Annotated in this window: 16 protein-coding genes and 1 tRNA gene; 3 read left to right on the top strand and 14 right to left on the bottom strand. The window is 47.4% G+C overall.

From position 1 onward, the window contains the following. Positions 1-62: 62 nt before the first annotated feature. On the bottom strand, positions 63-857 hold the full coding sequence (locus ACR1R9_RS02275; protein ID WP_433948827.1) for a class I SAM-dependent methyltransferase: 795 nt from the start codon (positions 855-857) through the stop codon (positions 63-65). A gap of 423 nt (positions 858-1,280) precedes the next feature. Then, positions 1,281-1,354 (bottom strand) — tRNA-Arg (locus tag ACR1R9_RS02270). Between the two features lie 279 nt (positions 1,355-1,633). Here ACR1R9_RS02270 and ACR1R9_RS02265 point away from each other — a divergent pair. Continuing rightward, positions 1,634-1,927 (top strand): DUF4870 domain-containing protein, encoded by a 294-nt coding sequence (locus tag ACR1R9_RS02265; protein WP_053783120.1) that lies wholly within the window; start codon positions 1,634-1,636, stop codon positions 1,925-1,927. Positions 1,928-2,005: 78 nt separating this feature from the next. Here ACR1R9_RS02265 and ACR1R9_RS02260 read toward each other — a convergent pair whose 3' ends face one another. The 3 genes from ACR1R9_RS02260 to ACR1R9_RS02250 all read right to left on the bottom strand — a co-directional run bounded on the left by ACR1R9_RS02260 (position 2,006) and on the right by ACR1R9_RS02250 (position 2,907). Beyond that, positions 2,006-2,134: a hypothetical protein gene (locus tag ACR1R9_RS02260; RefSeq protein WP_256336669.1), complete on the bottom strand. Its 129-nt coding sequence runs from the start codon at positions 2,132-2,134 to the stop codon at positions 2,006-2,008. Positions 2,135-2,225: 91 nt separating this feature from the next. After that, positions 2,226-2,582 carry a hypothetical protein gene (locus ACR1R9_RS02255; protein WP_053783121.1) on the bottom strand — a complete coding sequence of 119 codons (357 nt, stop codon included), beginning with the start codon at positions 2,580-2,582 and terminating at the stop codon, positions 2,226-2,228. Between the two features lie 25 nt (positions 2,583-2,607). Then, positions 2,608-2,907 (bottom strand): hypothetical protein, encoded by a 300-nt coding sequence (locus ACR1R9_RS02250; RefSeq protein ID WP_063566707.1) that lies wholly within the window; start codon positions 2,905-2,907, stop codon positions 2,608-2,610. A 194-nt stretch (positions 2,908-3,101) separates the two neighbouring features. Between ACR1R9_RS02250 and asnB the strand changes: the two genes are divergently transcribed. Further along, on the top strand, positions 3,102-4,946 hold the full coding sequence (asnB, locus tag ACR1R9_RS02245) for an asparagine synthase (glutamine-hydrolyzing) (protein WP_076290801.1): 1,845 nt from the start codon (positions 3,102-3,104) through the stop codon (positions 4,944-4,946). Between the two features lie 180 nt (positions 4,947-5,126). Here asnB and ACR1R9_RS02240 read toward each other — a convergent pair whose 3' ends face one another. The 8 genes from ACR1R9_RS02240 to ACR1R9_RS02205 all read right to left on the bottom strand — a co-directional run bounded on the left by ACR1R9_RS02240 (position 5,127) and on the right by ACR1R9_RS02205 (position 13,365). Beyond that, positions 5,127-5,990 (bottom strand): STM4011 family radical SAM protein, encoded by an 864-nt coding sequence (locus ACR1R9_RS02240; protein ID WP_433921835.1) that lies wholly within the window; start codon positions 5,988-5,990, stop codon positions 5,127-5,129. Then, complete coding sequence (locus tag ACR1R9_RS02235; protein ID WP_433921836.1) at positions 5,987-7,384, bottom strand: STM4012 family radical SAM protein; 1,398 nt, start codon at positions 7,382-7,384, stop codon at positions 5,987-5,989. Before ACR1R9_RS02235 ends, ACR1R9_RS02240 begins: the two co-directional genes overlap by 4 nt. 53 nt (positions 7,385-7,437) lie before the next feature. Continuing rightward, the gene (locus tag ACR1R9_RS02230) at positions 7,438-8,211 is read right to left on the bottom strand and encodes an STM4013/SEN3800 family hydrolase (protein WP_433921837.1); all 774 of its coding nucleotides are present in this window, start codon (positions 8,209-8,211) and stop codon (positions 7,438-7,440) included. After that, complete coding sequence (locus tag ACR1R9_RS02225; protein WP_433956413.1) at positions 8,204-9,547, bottom strand: STM4014 family protein; 1,344 nt, start codon at positions 9,545-9,547, stop codon at positions 8,204-8,206. Before ACR1R9_RS02225 ends, ACR1R9_RS02230 begins: the two co-directional genes overlap by 8 nt. Before the next feature lie 21 nt (positions 9,548-9,568). Then, entirely contained in the window at positions 9,569-10,411 is an 843-nt protein-coding gene (locus ACR1R9_RS02220) for an STM4015 family protein (protein ID WP_076290805.1), read from the bottom strand. Positions 10,412-10,779: 368 nt separating this feature from the next. Continuing rightward, entirely contained in the window at positions 10,780-11,403 is a 624-nt protein-coding gene (locus tag ACR1R9_RS02215) for an XTP/dITP diphosphatase (RefSeq protein ID WP_099858111.1), read from the bottom strand. Position 11,404: 1 nt separating this feature from the next. Further along, entirely contained in the window at positions 11,405-12,163 is a 759-nt protein-coding gene (rph, locus tag ACR1R9_RS02210; protein WP_053783129.1) for a ribonuclease PH, read from the bottom strand. A 146-nt stretch (positions 12,164-12,309) separates the two neighbouring features. Then, positions 12,310-13,365, bottom strand: a complete 1,056-nt coding sequence (locus ACR1R9_RS02205; protein ID WP_090904407.1) for a GerMN domain-containing protein — start codon at positions 13,363-13,365, stop codon at positions 12,310-12,312. Between the two features lie 214 nt (positions 13,366-13,579). On the opposite strand from ACR1R9_RS02205, the gene ACR1R9_RS02200 reads away from it, so the two are divergent. Then, entirely contained in the window at positions 13,580-14,146 is a 567-nt protein-coding gene (locus tag ACR1R9_RS02200) for a phosphatidylglycerophosphatase A family protein (RefSeq protein WP_076290808.1), read from the top strand. Between the two features lie 131 nt (positions 14,147-14,277). Here ACR1R9_RS02200 and ACR1R9_RS02195 read toward each other — a convergent pair whose 3' ends face one another. Further along, the gene (locus ACR1R9_RS02195; RefSeq protein ID WP_433921838.1) at positions 14,278-14,931 is read right to left on the bottom strand and encodes a ferric reductase-like transmembrane domain-containing protein; all 654 of its coding nucleotides are present in this window, start codon (positions 14,929-14,931) and stop codon (positions 14,278-14,280) included. Positions 14,932-14,935: the final 4 nt, after the last annotated feature.

Raw genomic sequence — 14,935 nt, 5'->3', positions numbered from 1 at the left:
TCGATGAATTTCATGAAAAATATATTATTAATTCATTTAACAGTTACACATCTTTTGCTTATTTAACATCCCGGCTTCACTGCTTCAATTCGAAGACGCTTATAATCGGCATAGATTGCATCTTCTTTCCAGAGCTTCGGCACAACGATATGGCTAGTTTCACGACAGATTTTTTGAATTTGCTCCTGACTCAAACCTTCAAAATAGTCCCCTCCAAAATGAGCCAACCAGCCCTCTATACCCTGTTCACCATCCGCCAATCTGGTAGGACGGTCATAGTGATAGGCCTGTCGCACCAAAAATCCGCATTGTTCCAAAATGTTGCTATATTGCCCGATCGTCGGGAAATACCAAGGGTTGCGCTCTGATCCACGAATGCCAGTGTGTCGCTCAAACACTTCCTCTAATGCATCTACAATGATCTGTACATTGCCTTTGCCACCGAACTCCGCTATAAAACGTCCCCCAGGCTTCAAAGACTTCCATACACTATCCACTACAAGTCGAGGACTTCGCATCCAATGTAGAGCTGCATTGGAAAAGACGGCATCATAGAGCTTGTTCGTCGCAAACTGATGTCCGTCACCCTCCATAAACTCGATATTGGGGAACTTCTCTTTTGCACGACGAATCATGTCCGGTGATGCATCCATGCCAACTACCTCAGCCTGCGTTACAGAAATTTCGTACGTCAAATCCCCCGTTCCACATCCCAAGTCAAGGATATACTCCCCTTTTTGAGGTTGAAGCCATGAGATTAAACTTTTGCCGTAATCTGATATAAAAGCCAGTTTGTTGTCATACTCATCTGCTTGCCATTGATTAATCGATTGCATGGATACCACCATCGCTTTCATGATTGATATCTTCATTGTGTCACAAGATGGTTTATTATTTAAATATATAAATTCTATACATTTGATAGTTTATACCTATAAACAATTACCAACCTCCGACGATCCATCGGGGTTCTCATCCCCTGTACGCGAAAAAGCTTCCCGAAGGAAGCTTTTTTCTAACGTCCCAGGAGGGATACTCTCCTTACAGTCGAGACTGCGAAGTATTCCTACCGATGCTTATGCTCCGACGAACCATTGAGGTTCTCATCCCTTGTACGCGAAAAGCTTCCCGAAGGAAGCTTTTTTCTAACGTCCCAGGAGGGATACTCTCCTTGCAGTCGAGACTGCGAAGTATTCCTACCGATGCTTATGCTCCGACGAACCATTGAGGTTCTCATCCCTTGTACGCGAAAAAGCTTCCCGAAGGAAGCTTTTTTCTAACGTCCCAGGAGGGATTCGAACCCCCGACCGACGGCTTAGAAGGCCGTTGCTCTATCCTGCTGAGCTACTGAGACAAATATGTATAATAAAAATACCGCGCGATTCCTATTATACTCTGATTTCTATATTTTTCAATAGTTTTATAAAAAAATTAATAATTGCATCATTCCACATGGCTTGAACGTATTATTTTCATACTCAACACAGGTACAGAATATGAATGCTTTAAGCAGGCAATATTGAGGATATCAAGCTCAGTGCATTTAAAATGGGCAGACATATTCAGGATGAGACTTGCTGGGTAATCATTTGCATACATACATTCAATTGAACCATAAAGGAGAGAAACCGCTATGAGACAACTTTTATCAGCATTATCCTATTTTAGTATTTTCTTCGCACCGTTCTTGTTTCCCATCATCATTTGGATTGTAGCCAAAGACAACTATATTGAGGGACATGCGAAACGAGCCTTATTCTCGCATATATTCCCGTTTCTTGCGGCAATCCCGCTACTTTATTTCTTCGTTACCGCCCACAGTCTGGGTTCCGCTGTCGGATTTGTAATACTCTTCTTTGTTATTTATGCATTAAGTTTTGTGTACAATATCGTCAAAGGCATTCAAGTGCTGCGTGAATATGCCTAACTACAAGCTCCACAACCAAGTTAAAATAAACATTCAAAAACCCGCCTTTCAAAAGAAGGGCGGGTTTCTGCATTCCGGTTACTTGTTTCCCTGACGCCACGGATTTCTCTGGGCAGGACGCTTGCTGTTAATGGCGAGCACTTCCTCGGCAAACTCGGTATGATGCGCATAAAGGTTCCCTTTGTTTTTCTTGAACTTGGAAGCCATTGCTATCACCTCCCCGGAACTTGTATATAGTATGTCTCCGGGTAATTTCGCTTATCCTTTGCAGCTATCGGCATTTGTTGGAACGACCGCCTTAACCTTGCCCCACCAAATAGCGTTGAAGTGTCGGTCCCAGTAATCCAAAAGCAAGTAACTCACTCTGAAACCGGGCTTTATCTTCCCCTGCTGCAATGCCTTCACTGTTCTCAAACGCCGTTTCCGTGGCATCTTCAAACGCTGTATGCATATTGTTATTGTACCAATCCAGGACTGCATCCGAATGATTGCGTACAATCCGAACGACTTCAAGCGAATTCCCTGGCTGGGTAGCCGCAACATATACAAGTAAAGACGGATCACCCGTATTTCCAGGCTGTACTTCAACTTCTGCACAAGACAATCCATCCACTTCGGTTAATCTGCGTATTTTGGCATCCTGAATAGCATACATTTATTATCTCGCTCCTTTGTCCATTTCATGTACTTTGTTCAATCTGGTATCGGGTCTCTGGTGTTCCTAGGCGATAAATCTCCCGATACACCTGCTGTAACACAGCTTCATATGCACGGTTTACAGACTCCTCTGGCGTATCTGGCCAAGGGAATACCATTCCTGGAAAGGCCTCTTCCTCTTTTTCCTGCATCAGATTAAGCAGCCCCAGTAATTGTTCCGCCTCCTGAGGCGTCGCCTGGATCACCCATTCATACGACGTTACGTGCGGGTCCGGAATAACGGAGCGCCCCATGACAGATACATAATAGGTCATACTGTCCATTTGCAAGTTCTCTCCTTCGCAGGCATGTTGAGGCCGTTGTCCCTAGATATAGTTTCCGAAGAGGACAGACATTTTATGCCTGCTTTCGGCATATATTTGTTACGACTTCTGACGAAAAAGACAACATTTGCTGGCTGTTAGCAACTAAGCAGCCATACGGATGAATGACTCGACTAAGAAAGGATGAACAAACCATGTGCGGTATAACCGGCTTCATACAGTGGAATCGGGATTTGACCCAGGAATCAGAGCTGCTGGTCCGGATGACGGACAGCTTGTCGAACCGAGGGCCCGACGCTTCAGGTACATGGATCTCCAATCCTTGTGCGTTCGGACATCGGCGTCTCAGCGTTATGGACCCGGAGAACGGGGCACAGCCCATGCATGCGTTACAGGGAGACACCTCCTATACCGTCGTGTATAACGGAGAACTATACAATGCACCCGAGTTGAAAAAGGAATTGCTCCAGCGCGGACACCATTTCCGCACACAATGTGATACGGAAGTGCTGCTCGCCTCTTATATTGAGTGGGGACCGGCCTGCGTTGACCGGTTTAACGGAATTTTTGCTTTTGCCATATGGGATGGCGGACGCGAACAGGTTTTTATCGCCCGTGATCGGCTGGGTGTCAAACCCCTGTTCTACAGTCATGCAAAGGATGCACTTGTATTTGGCTCAGAACCCAAAGCACTGCTCATCCACCCGGATGTTGAAGCTGCGGTAGGCCCTGAAGGTTTGGCAGAAGTATTTATTGTCGGTCCTGCCCGGACACCTGGACACGGCGTATACTCCTCCCTTAACGAGCTCAAACCTGCACATGCGCTTATCTACAACCGAAACGGGATTAAAACCTATGCTTACTGGAAGCTGGAAAGTCAGAATCACGAACATAATTTGGAAGAGACAGCTGCCGAAGTACGCAGACTGTTACAAGATACATTAGAACGGCAGCTAGCTTCTGACGTCCCGGTCTGCTCCCTTTTGTCGGGTGGATTGGATTCAAGTGCTCTATCTGCGTTAGCGGTGGATTATTATAACCGTACAGGTCAAGGTCAGGTCAGCACGTATTCTGTAGACTATGTGGATAATGCAAAGCATTTTCAGGCCCATTCCTTCCAACCTGGTGCAGATGGTCCATGGATTAAGCGTATGGTAGATGAACTGAAGACAGATCATCACTGGATTGAGATTGAAAACGGAGAACTGGTTCATGCACTGACCCAGGCGATGCTTGTGCGGGATTTGCCGGGGATGGCAGATGTAGATTCCTCTCTCTATCTGTTCTGTAAGGAAATCAAAAAAGGAGCCACCGTTGCCATTTCAGGCGAAGCAGCGGATGAAGTATTTGGCGGTTATCCTTGGTTCCATCGGGAAGAAATGCTGAACTCCGGTACATTCCCATGGTCTGTTGCGCCTGATATGCGAGCAGGATTGTTATCTCCGGACATTCGGGAATGGATCAGGCCTCTCGACTACCTCGCGGACCGCTACTCGGATGCTGTGGCTGAAGTGCCTTTACTCGATGGGGAGACCGGTAAGGCAGCCCAAATGCGAGTCATGTCCTATCTGAACATCACCCGGTTCATGCCTACACTACTGGATCGGAAAGATCGGATGAGTATGGGAGCTGGGCTTGAAGTTCGGGTACCTTACTGTGATCATCGTTTGATTCAATATGTATTTAACGTCCCATGGGACATGAAAATGACAGGCGGACGGGAAAAAGGCATTCTGCGTAAAGCGCTGGAGGGTGTTCTGCCTGACGATGTGTTGTACCGGAAAAAGAGTCCGTACCCGAAAACACATAACCCGCAGTATCTTGCTGCCGTTAAACAGCAGGTGCTTGATATTCTGGATGACGCCAGCTCACCGATCTTGCCATTAATCGACAAAGATCAAATTCGCAAATTGGCCTCCTCACCGGATGCTTCATCGAATTTGCCCTGGTTTGGACAGTTAATGTCCGGTCCACAGTTGTTTGCTTATCTGACACAGATCAACTCGTGGTTGCGTACGTACAAAGTGGCAATAAGATAAATAAGGCTATCTTTTCATTCGTAAAAGGGTGCCGATGAACAGCATAATAGCTGTTCATCAGGCACCCCTTCGTCGTACACGACTAAATTATGGCATGGCTACACAACATCCCACTTTAAAATGACCAAGAGACTGCTGCAATTCTTCAGAAACCTCTTCCTGCACTTCTTGTTGACATATCTATTGATTAATCAGAACCGGATTACGTTCAAGCAATCCACTGCCAAAAATATCTCTGAACGGTGAATCCTCCATATGAATATAACCGATGTAACAGCCACACTTCTTCATGCCACATGGCCGATCTACGGCCAAAGCCTGCAAACCATCGCGGTAGAGATGCCCAATAATTCGACGGTCCTTGTAACACCTTTTTACATGCCCTGACCCTTGCACATAAAATACCTCCGAACCAGCGGAACAACGCTTGCCCAGACTCTCATAATCCCGCAGGTTCCCTTCAAACAGTGGATCAATGGATCGTAAAAAGTCGACCTCTTCCACGCTGTAATATTTGGGTCGATCTTTAAATGCATTGATCCACATATACACCTCATCGGGTAAAGCCTGCCTCATCGATTCAATAGCAGGGAATGCACTGCGCAATCCAACTGTCCCCACACTAAAAGCAAGTCCCATCTCACGTAAAGTCAAACATTGTTTGACGAAGGAAGACTCTTTCGTCTCACGTGGGTGATAGGTCGCCCAGAAAGCCGCTTTATCTCGGTTCAATTTACGGGCCCAGTCCAGTTTGACAGATAGGTTGGTTTGGACTGCAATTTTGTCCACATGTGGCATATGCGATAGCTCAATCATCGCTTCACGATACCAACGTCTTACCAGAGCTTCTCCATACGGGTTAAAGAAAATCGAAAATTGATGACCAGCACTCTCCTGATCCCTCACCCAATTCACAAATTGACGCAGTTGTTGTTCATCCACTTCCAACGTCTCCTTGGAATCTACCGTTTTGCTAAACGGACAATATGGACAGTCGTAATTACAGGACGACAGCTTCCCCCGATAATACAAGGTTGCTCTCATGAGAATACAAACCCTTCCATTTGTTCACGAACCTCAGCGGAGATGAGCCAATCTCCAATAGCATCCGAGTAGCCCAATCCCTCTTCTGTCAGACGCAGCACCTGGTTACCCTTATCGTCCTGCTCAAGCTCAGCCATGCCCTCAGACAACAGTTCACTCAACCATCCGTAGTCTGACAGGACTTCAGTTCCGAATCGTTGATCATAATCCGATAGCGGCAATCCTTCCCGATGCAGCAGAGCTTTCAGAATAAAGCGGCGCTTCTGCTCCTCCCGGCTGAGTACAATACCGTAATCGGCCACATCATAACGCTCGGTTGCCACATAATCGGCGATGATGCTCTGTGTGGCCTTATAACTAACACCATACTTGGAAGCATAGTGTACTTCACTGGTATAAGAGCGTGCACCGCAACCGAGACCAACCATGCCTTCCTCCTGACAGCTGTAGGGTAGAAGCTCTTTGCTTCCAGAAGATGATTGTTCTTTGGCAAATCTGCGCATGGAATACTGGACATAGCCTCTGCTTTTTAAAGTCTCACGCGCAGCCTTATACAGCTCCATCCGAATATCCGGTCCCTGACGTTGTATATCATCCGGTTTCACAATGGTATTCTCGCGGGTGTACAGTGGGTAAATGAAAATCTCACCCGGTTCATATGAAAGGACACGTTCCAGCGAATACAGCCATGATTCCACCGTTTGTCCTGGCAGACCATAGATTAGGTCCAGATTCAACAGAGGGAATTCATACCGTGTAAGCTTCTCAAGCGCGCGCTCCACTTCCTGTGGTTTTTGCGGACGGTAAATGGCTGAGGCTTCAGCTTCAATAAAACTTTGGATGCCCATACTTACCCGGTCCACACTTCGCTCCTTCATGATCGCCAATTTGGCTTCCGTCACGGTATCCGGTGATGTTTCTACCGAGATCGAAGCTTGCGTCGGATCGAGTCCCATCACCTGTTCAGCAATATCAAACAAACGGTTCAACTGAATTTCATTTAATAATGTGGGCGTCCCACCACCGATGGCAAACCTCGAATAGGGTCTGCGTGATGTGAGTGGTGCCCACTGTTTGGCTTGCCGTTCCAGCGCATCCACATAACGCACATGGGTGTCATTACGACGATCCGGCAGCGTGAACAGGTTACAGAATCCGCAACGAGCGGCACAAAACGGAATGTGCATATATAAAAAATACGTATCGGTATTCTCACGTTCCCACAATGGACCGAGCGGTAAAGGCGGGTTCAACTCCCGATATGCGGTCTTATGGGGATAGGAATATAAATAAGAGCGATAGGGTGAAGCAAGTACTTCTCTGAGACCTGAAGCTGTGTTGGATCCGGACTGTGCGGAATGACCTGCTGTCGTATGTTGAGATCGATCGTCCATCGGTTTCCTCCCTGTATCCGGTGTGTAGTTATTGATGATATGAATTATTTGTTCTATAAAATAAATTCACGGTAAGGCACATTCCAAACAACATCATGCGCGAGCCTATGCCCCTGATAGCCATCCTCACCATACGCTGTGCCATGATCGGAAAAAGCTAAACAAAACGTAGGCCTTGAACGCTGCCTCATTGCATCAAACAATGGCCCAAGGGCCTTGTCCACATACCGAAGCGCTGCACGCTGTGTTTCTACCGAGTCCTCTCTTGCACCCTCCACAAAATAGCGATTGGGCCCATGGATGGCAGACACATTCAGGAACAAAAACAGCTTCTCATCTGGTGCACTTTGCTCCAGCAGCTTCAAGGCATGCTGAACCTGATGCTCAGTCGATTTGGGGTTGGTTATCCGCCAGTAACTCTGTTGAAAATAACCTGGCAGCACTTTGGCGAGCGGATTTTTCTTGGTGAAGAAAATGACCCCACCTATACAAATTGTACGATATCCTTCAGCTGCAAAACCGGATACGATATCCGGTGTGTCGAACAGCCACGTATGCGGATGCGTCTTTAATCCGGTATTCCGGGAATGAAAAAGCCGCACGTGGGATGCTTTGTTTGTATTAGCAGGTGTAGGCATGAAGCCACCAAAAAAAGCATGATGTGCCGCATATGTAAAACTTCCCGGAGTATGACGCTTCTCCCAAGGACCCGTACCGCACAGGTTGGGGCAATTCTGTTCCTCCAGCTTGGCTACGTCATACCTTAACGTGTCCAATGTAATCATTAATAGATCATGGGAGCCTACGATGGTGTTCATATCAGTCATAGTTGTAAGGCTCCTTTCGCAAAAGTTCCATTTCCCATTCATAGGTTCCAAGTCCGTTATGCTGCACTCTGTACAACAAATCTCCGAACGGATTCACATCCAAAATATAGGCACGCGGCTCAGTATCTCCACTGAGCATTACATCAATCCCGGCAGACCATGAGTTGGGGAAGGCAGCCATTGCTGCTTTCGCTGCCGTCTGAACTCCATTCATCTGCTGTTCATCCAGCCCTGCTTCTGCGGGAAGCAACCGCTCATTGCGCAAATGCAGATTGGTGATTGGTGTCTGACTAAGCCGTACGATGGCATGACCTGCTTGTCCACCTGCCACAAGCTGGCGTATATCAAACACGCTTGAACCCAGGGACGCTTTTGCCATCCAACGTTCAATCTGGGCCCCCTCAGCACACAGCCAATCCATAAGCGCAGAAATCTCTGAAGTATGTGTGTACCTGCGCAACCGGCCTTCATTATAAAAATTGATCTTTCCCTGAATCCGTTCCATTCCCACAGTGGTTATGGCAATTTCAGCACCCGTTCGCGGATTAATTTGATAGGCAACAACGCCTGAAGCACCGGAGCCACACGCAAGCTTCACGAAAACGCGATTCATACCCGCTGTTTTCATCGCTGTACGCAGGTCCGCATAATTGCGGATCGGCTCCGAAGGTTGGAGTGTTGGGGGAACGTGAACGCTATGAGCAGATAGATGCTGCTGGCATTTCCTTTTATCAAACATAATCGCAATGTCATCGGGATCATTCATGAACCGGGCATTAGGCCAATATTCCAGAGCTTCCTGACGAATTCGTTCCAAACAGGCTTTCCAACCACGAAACCATTGGTTGGGCGCGTAGATCCGCCCCCACTCCTGTTCAAGAGTGAGTGTCTGTTCTGCCGGAATCATTCTCGCAGAAAGGCCATCGATTAACGAAGATACATCATTCACAGCTCCAAGAAAGAGCAGCTCACGCTCTACTTCCCATTCCTCGCCAGGGGCATCCAGTCGAATAAGAGGTATACTATTCACGCCATGAACTGAATCATGATTCGCATATAACATCGATGCTGGTGAAGATATCCACGGCTCTCCCTGCATGCACGTAGTCCCTCGCCCTTCCAGACATTGCTGTACGGCATCCACCATGGTTCCGCCCCGTCTCCAAGTCTTTAGTAAATGCGCATAAGGCAACACAAATGCAGGTTGTAAGCCAATACGCTGTCTTGCCTCCTGTAATCCAAGGGTACGGCGATTATTCGGGTTTCCAATTAACAATAACGGCTGCTCCAGAGTCATATCCGAATCCTTAACTGGGCTTTGCAAATTTTCTTCCATTTCCGTCATGCCTGACATCATTTATTCCGTTAACGACGGGTAACGCCAGTCATCTTCATCACTCTGTTGTTGCTCGCTAACATCTACAGATATACCGGAACGTTTCCAACGAATGAGCATTTCGTCTGTCATATAGTGGTAACTGAGATTGAGATGTTTCAGTTCTTTGATCTTGTCACTGGCAAGCAGCGCCTCAGACCCTTCATCAGACAACGTGCCCTCTGACAGATCCAGGATTTCAAGTTGATCCAGAATTGGCGCCTCAGCTGCAGCTTTCGCAATCTCATCCTGAATTTCACTGTCTTTCAGACCCAGGTATACGAGCTTTGGAAATAAACCCTGTTCCAAAAGTGGAAGTACATCTTGAAGTGAACCGTCGAATCCATAATTATCCACGCCCAGATACAGCTCAAGCTTACGCAATTCAGGCAATTTAGCCCGGGCAATTGAAGCTAACACACTTTTGGGAAGACCACCGCAAATAATGATTAATTCTTCAAGTTTGGCATGTTCGATGGGTTCCAGACTTAGTCCGCTACTGCCCTTCACTGTGAATGACTTCAATTCAGGGAAAGCAACCAATAGTGGTGTGAGATCCGTCTGAATAATCCATGATACTTCGCATTCTTCAAAGCCCATATCTCCGATAAACAGTTTCTTTAAAGAAGGAAAGCTTGGAGCCAGCTCGATGAGCGCGCCCATAAATTCTTCCGGCGAATTTTCATAGGCCTGCCCCCAGTCTCCAATAATCAGACTCTCCAGCGAACCAGCCTCCGGTTTGGCAGCCAGTTCCCTGATCAGTGTTTCCATACGAATACCGTCCTCATAATCATCATAAGACACCGTAAGCTTCACTTCTTGCATAAGCAAATCCCCTCCGTTTGAGTTCATTGATGATTCGTTAACTTGAATGTTAACCCATACGGTACAAGACTTGCAACTTCTTCCAACCCCGGTCCTAATGCGCTGCTCAAACGTGAAATCTCTGCATTTTTTATATAGGTATAAGAACGTACGTTCCGATATTTTCACTAAAAAAAGCGGGATTTATTTTAGGTCCCCCGCACTGGCTTTATTAACATCGGCTCCACTCCATAAAAATAAAAAAACGTTAATGGTCGGTGAAGCATTCCACAGGAATGACTCTTACCTTCCACTAACGCTTTGATATTTAAGCAAGGCAATAATTCACCTTATACATTCATAATCATATGAGCCGATTCGTTTGAATCTCAGCCTTTCAGGCTGGATACGAGTGCTCTCAGGGCATGGCCCCGGTGACTGATCGCCTGCTTTTGCTCCAGCGTAAGCTCTGCCATCGTCATCTCGTATTCAGGCACATAGAAAAGTGGGTCATATCCAAAACCGCCTGCACCGGCTGCTTGAGCAGTGATCCAGCCTTCAGCCGTACCTTCCGCTTCGTACTTGTGTCCGGTTGCGGGATCATACAGCACCAATGCACAGACGAAACTTGCTGGACTCAAAAGCGGTTGCTCCGTATCCTCACCGGATTTGAGCGATTCCAGCGCCTCAAGCAATTTGGCATTGTTCTTCGCATCGGTTGCACCCTCGCCTGCATATCTCGCAGAATACACTCCCGGGTCACCATCCAGCAGATCCACGCACAATCCCGAATCGTCAGCCAGGACAGGCAAGCCAAGAGCATCGCCCACCGTTTTGGCTTTCTTCCAGGCATTCTCTGCAAAGGTTACGCCATCTTCAACGACATCCGGCAGCTCTGGATAGTCAAACATACTTTTGACCTCTTTGCCCAGCGGAGCGAATGCATGAGCGAATTCACGTACTTTCCCTGCATTACGGGTTGCGACAATGATAATTGGGCTATCCAGACTCATGTTAGGCTTCTCCTAATCCACGAGCACCAATCTTGAGTGCAATGGGACCGAGAACTTCTTTCTGACGCTCAATCATCTCCAGAATACCCTGCTCACCCAGCTCCAGCATCGCGTTCAGTTCACGACGATCAAATGGAGCTTCTTCACCTGTTCCCTGAAGCTCCACATATTTCCCGCCGCCTGTCATCACGAGGTTCATATCTACCTTGGCTTTGGAATCTTCATCATAGTTCAGATCCAGCACCGGCTGTTCTCCAACTACACCCACACTTACCGCTGCAATGAAATCCGTAATCGGGAATACTTGCAATTTATGCTGTTGGGCAATTTTGTTCACCGCGAGCGCCAGAGCTACAAACGAACCGGTAATGGACGTTGTGCGTGTACCGCCGTCAGCTTGGATTACATCACAGTCCAGTGTAATCGTACGTTCACCAAGAGCCTGCAAGTTAACGACCGAGCGCAGTGCCCGGCCAATCAGACGCTGAATTTCCATGGTGCGTCCAGTCAATTTGCCGCGGTTCGCTTCACGCTGATTACGGGTATGTGTTGCACGTGGCAGCATGGAGTATTCAGCCGTTACCCAGCCTTTACCCTGCCCTTTCATAAAGGGAGGAACACGTTCCTCCACCGTAGCTGTACAAATAACCTTGGTATCTCCCACTTCAATCAGTACAGAACCTTCGGCGTATTTATTCGTGTTAATTGTTAAATTCATCGGGCGCAGCTGGTCGCTGGTTCGTCCGTTAGATCTCATCATTTCTGCCTCCTACGACTTAAGCATCCTGTAATGTCGAGCTTGTTCACACTTTTACTAATCCCTTCTATTTTACCAAAGAGTTCACTTAAAAGCATCCTGTCCACCAAAGAGTTCTGTCAACCGTACATCAGACCGCTTATTGTGACTTAAATTGGAATTTCATTGATATATTCAGGCTTCGATACTGGGGCACTGTAATCCCGATTATCATCACTCATGACTGTCTTTTGCCCATTCCATTCGATCTGGACTTTAGCTTCCTTGCCTGCTGTGTTCTCGGCCGTAGTCAATACGACGGATTGCAGCAGTTCACTTGGCACGACATCTCCCTCAGTGAACATATCGTCTTTGAGTGCAACTGTTACGGTTCCATCCTCAGACGTTTTGACCGATTGCAGCTGCGTTCCGCCTGTCATAACCTCTTCCAGCTCGCCGCCTTTGGCTGGTCCCTTGATCAGTTCATTCAGCGCAGCCTGCACCCGGTCTCCACCTGGTGTCACAAGACGCGTAACCGGGACATAATATTGAATGCCTGCTGGCGAAGCGGCTGAGAAATAAACCGTTACCGGGCTGCTGTTAGTCGTGAATGTATCACCCAAATCGAGATTGATACCCACCGCCCGATTCAACGGTTCCGGCAATGGCGTGCTGTTTACTGGCATTTGCGTTAACTTTTTGCCGTCTACCCAGATCTGTACGTTCTGCACATCCGGTGTACCCGTGAGTGTCCAGGTAACTGCCTCCAGCATTTTGCGCTCGTTCTTGGCATCATACTTGGCAAAATTGCCGGAGAACTCCACGACTGCCAGTTTATCATCCGGATGAATCGTTACGTTCTGAACAACGGTACCCTGCGGGAGAACGCCCTGAAATCCTTCAGGCAACATCCCTGCATATGGACCACCCGTCACAAGTGTATCCAAGGCTGTTTTGGGGCTGCTGACGTCCGTGCCCGACGGGAGTGTCATAGATACCGGAGCCAACAAACCTTGTTGGTCCTGGAGGTATACGGTTGTAAGTGGCAGCTTGGCAAGTGATCCATTGCCTTCAGCCGCCTGAATCATGGCCGCTTCCTGAATCGGCGGCGGTGGATCAATAGCCTCGGAGGACTGTGCCCCAAACATGCCACATCCGGATAACACCACAGGAATACTCAACAGCGCAGCTGCAGAAGCTGTACGCAAATAACGGATCTTACTCATGATCACGTTCCCCCTCATCATTTTTACAGTTTGTACTACCATGTATACGAGCCTTTGCCCAAAAAATAACTACTTTTTAAACAAGCTCACCATGCATAAAGCTGAAAACTGGCCTTCCATCCCCGTCGAAGGATAGCAAAGAAACCCAAAATGGTTAATAACGTATTAGGATATAAGTATAGGGACATTGCTAACTTCAGAGGAGGAATCGCCCATGGAACATCCGGAGCAAGAAAAAATTCCTTACAGCCTGAATAGCCGCAAAGTGGCTGAGGCAACGAGGGAATGGCTGCACAAGCGGGGCGTTACGATCCCTGAGATCGCAGAACTGGTCATGATGCTACAGAAAAAGTATTACCCAGGTCTTACGATGGAAGAATGTATCGACAATGTGGAGAAAGTATTACGCAAACGTGAGGTGCAGAACGCAGTCCTGACAGGCATTCAACTGGACTTGCTGGCAGAGCAAGGCAAACTCATTTCTCCTTTGCAGGAGATGATAGAAAATGATGAAGGATTATATGGCGTGGATGAGATTCTCGCATTCTCTATCGTCAACGTATACGGCAGTATCGGATTTACGAACTACGGTTATGTAGACAAGCTCAAACCCGGTGTGCTTGAACGTTTGAACGACAAGAGCCTTGGGCCTGTGCATACGTTTCTGGATGATATTGTGGGGGCTATCGCTTCAGCAGCCAGCAGCCGGATTGCGCATCGCAAACAATCGGAGCTTGAAGAAGCTTTGGGAGAAAAACCTGTCAGCGATGATATCGTATAATTTGCATGTGTAATAGGAGTTGGAAATGAACAAACCAAGTAAATTCAACAATCAGACTTCTTCTGATCATGACAAAAAGGCGGCCACGAAGGCCGCTTCTTTTGTGTTGATTCACTTATTTTTGTAATACACTATTTCAGATGCTCCTGTCTTCCGGCTCCCGCCAAACGATACACCTCAGCCCATTTCTGTTCCGCTGCTGGCTTAGGCTGTACACGACTGGGTCCAATTGTAATTTCCGGGCCTTTGCGTTCTCTCAGCATGCCACGAAGTACCGTAATACCAAGAATGCTCAAGCCAGTAAACACATACATCAGACGAAAAATCACATTGCCTGAATCAGAACCGGTAACCATGCCATGGAACAGTAAACCGATGAATACGGGATAAGACAACATATGGAACATAAACCACCATTTGCGGCCAAGCTTGTTACGCAAATCACTGGATAGCAGTACGATCACCAAACCATAAAAGGATAATGTGCCCAGTCCGCTGCCGATCGGATGTACTGAAGCCGTAAACGGAATGAGCAGTTCACTCCAGGTGAATGGACTATAGTGATCAATATATAGGGTTAACGCATGCACAAGTCCAAGTCCAAATGCGAGCCAGGTCGTTCGGGTATGCCATTTAAACATGGCCGCTTTAGGTTTGCCTTTAGCCATGGGCATCCCTTGGGCAATCCCCAGAAACACACCGGCAAAGAGCAGCAAATAAGCGGCGATTCCACTAATTCGAATGATATTCCACGTCGGCAGGTAATCTACAATCCATTGCGCCATAACC

The sequence above is a fragment of the Paenibacillus taichungensis genome (assembly GCF_050994985.1).
GTDB lineage: Bacteria > Bacillota > Bacilli > Paenibacillales > Paenibacillaceae > Paenibacillus > Paenibacillus taichungensis.
This window is presented reverse-complemented; position numbering and strand designations above follow the sequence as displayed.

Bases quoted from the DNA above. Each gene is read 5' to 3' on its own strand.
- ACR1R9_RS02275 (WP_433948827.1), bottom strand. From the start codon at position 857: ATGAAAGCGATGGTGGTATCCATGCAATCGATTAATCAATGGCAAGCA.
- ACR1R9_RS02265 (WP_053783120.1), top strand. From the start codon at position 1,634: ATGAGACAACTTTTATCAGCATTATCCTATTTTAGTATTTTCTTCGCA.
- ACR1R9_RS02260 (WP_256336669.1), bottom strand. From the start codon at position 2,134: ATGGCTTCCAAGTTCAAGAAAAACAAAGGGAACCTTTATGCGCATCAT.
- ACR1R9_RS02255 (WP_053783121.1), bottom strand. From the start codon at position 2,582: ATGTATGCTATTCAGGATGCCAAAATACGCAGATTAACCGAAGTGGAT.
- ACR1R9_RS02250 (WP_063566707.1), bottom strand. From the start codon at position 2,907: ATGGACAGTATGACCTATTATGTATCTGTCATGGGGCGCTCCGTTATT.
- asnB (WP_076290801.1), top strand. From the start codon at position 3,102: ATGTGCGGTATAACCGGCTTCATACAGTGGAATCGGGATTTGACCCAG.
- ACR1R9_RS02240 (WP_433921835.1), bottom strand. From the start codon at position 5,990: ATGAGAGCAACCTTGTATTATCGGGGGAAGCTGTCGTCCTGTAATTAC.
- ACR1R9_RS02235 (WP_433921836.1), bottom strand. From the start codon at position 7,384: ATGGACGATCGATCTCAACATACGACAGCAGGTCATTCCGCACAGTCC.
- ACR1R9_RS02230 (WP_433921837.1), bottom strand. From the start codon at position 8,211: ATGACTGATATGAACACCATCGTAGGCTCCCATGATCTATTAATGATT.
- ACR1R9_RS02225 (WP_433956413.1), bottom strand. From the start codon at position 9,547: ATGGAAGAAAATTTGCAAAGCCCAGTTAAGGATTCGGATATGACTCTG.
- ACR1R9_RS02220 (WP_076290805.1), bottom strand. From the start codon at position 10,411: ATGCAAGAAGTGAAGCTTACGGTGTCTTATGATGATTATGAGGACGGT.
- ACR1R9_RS02215 (WP_099858111.1), bottom strand. From the start codon at position 11,403: ATGAGTCTGGATAGCCCAATTATCATTGTCGCAACCCGTAATGCAGGG.
- rph (WP_053783129.1), bottom strand. From the start codon at position 12,163: ATGATGAGATCTAACGGACGAACCAGCGACCAGCTGCGCCCGATGAAT.
- ACR1R9_RS02205 (WP_090904407.1), bottom strand. From the start codon at position 13,365: ATGAGTAAGATCCGTTATTTGCGTACAGCTTCTGCAGCTGCGCTGTTG.
- ACR1R9_RS02200 (WP_076290808.1), top strand. From the start codon at position 13,580: ATGGAACATCCGGAGCAAGAAAAAATTCCTTACAGCCTGAATAGCCGC.
- ACR1R9_RS02195 (WP_433921838.1), bottom strand. From the start codon at position 14,931: ATGGCGCAATGGATTGTAGATTACCTGCCGACGTGGAATATCATTCGA.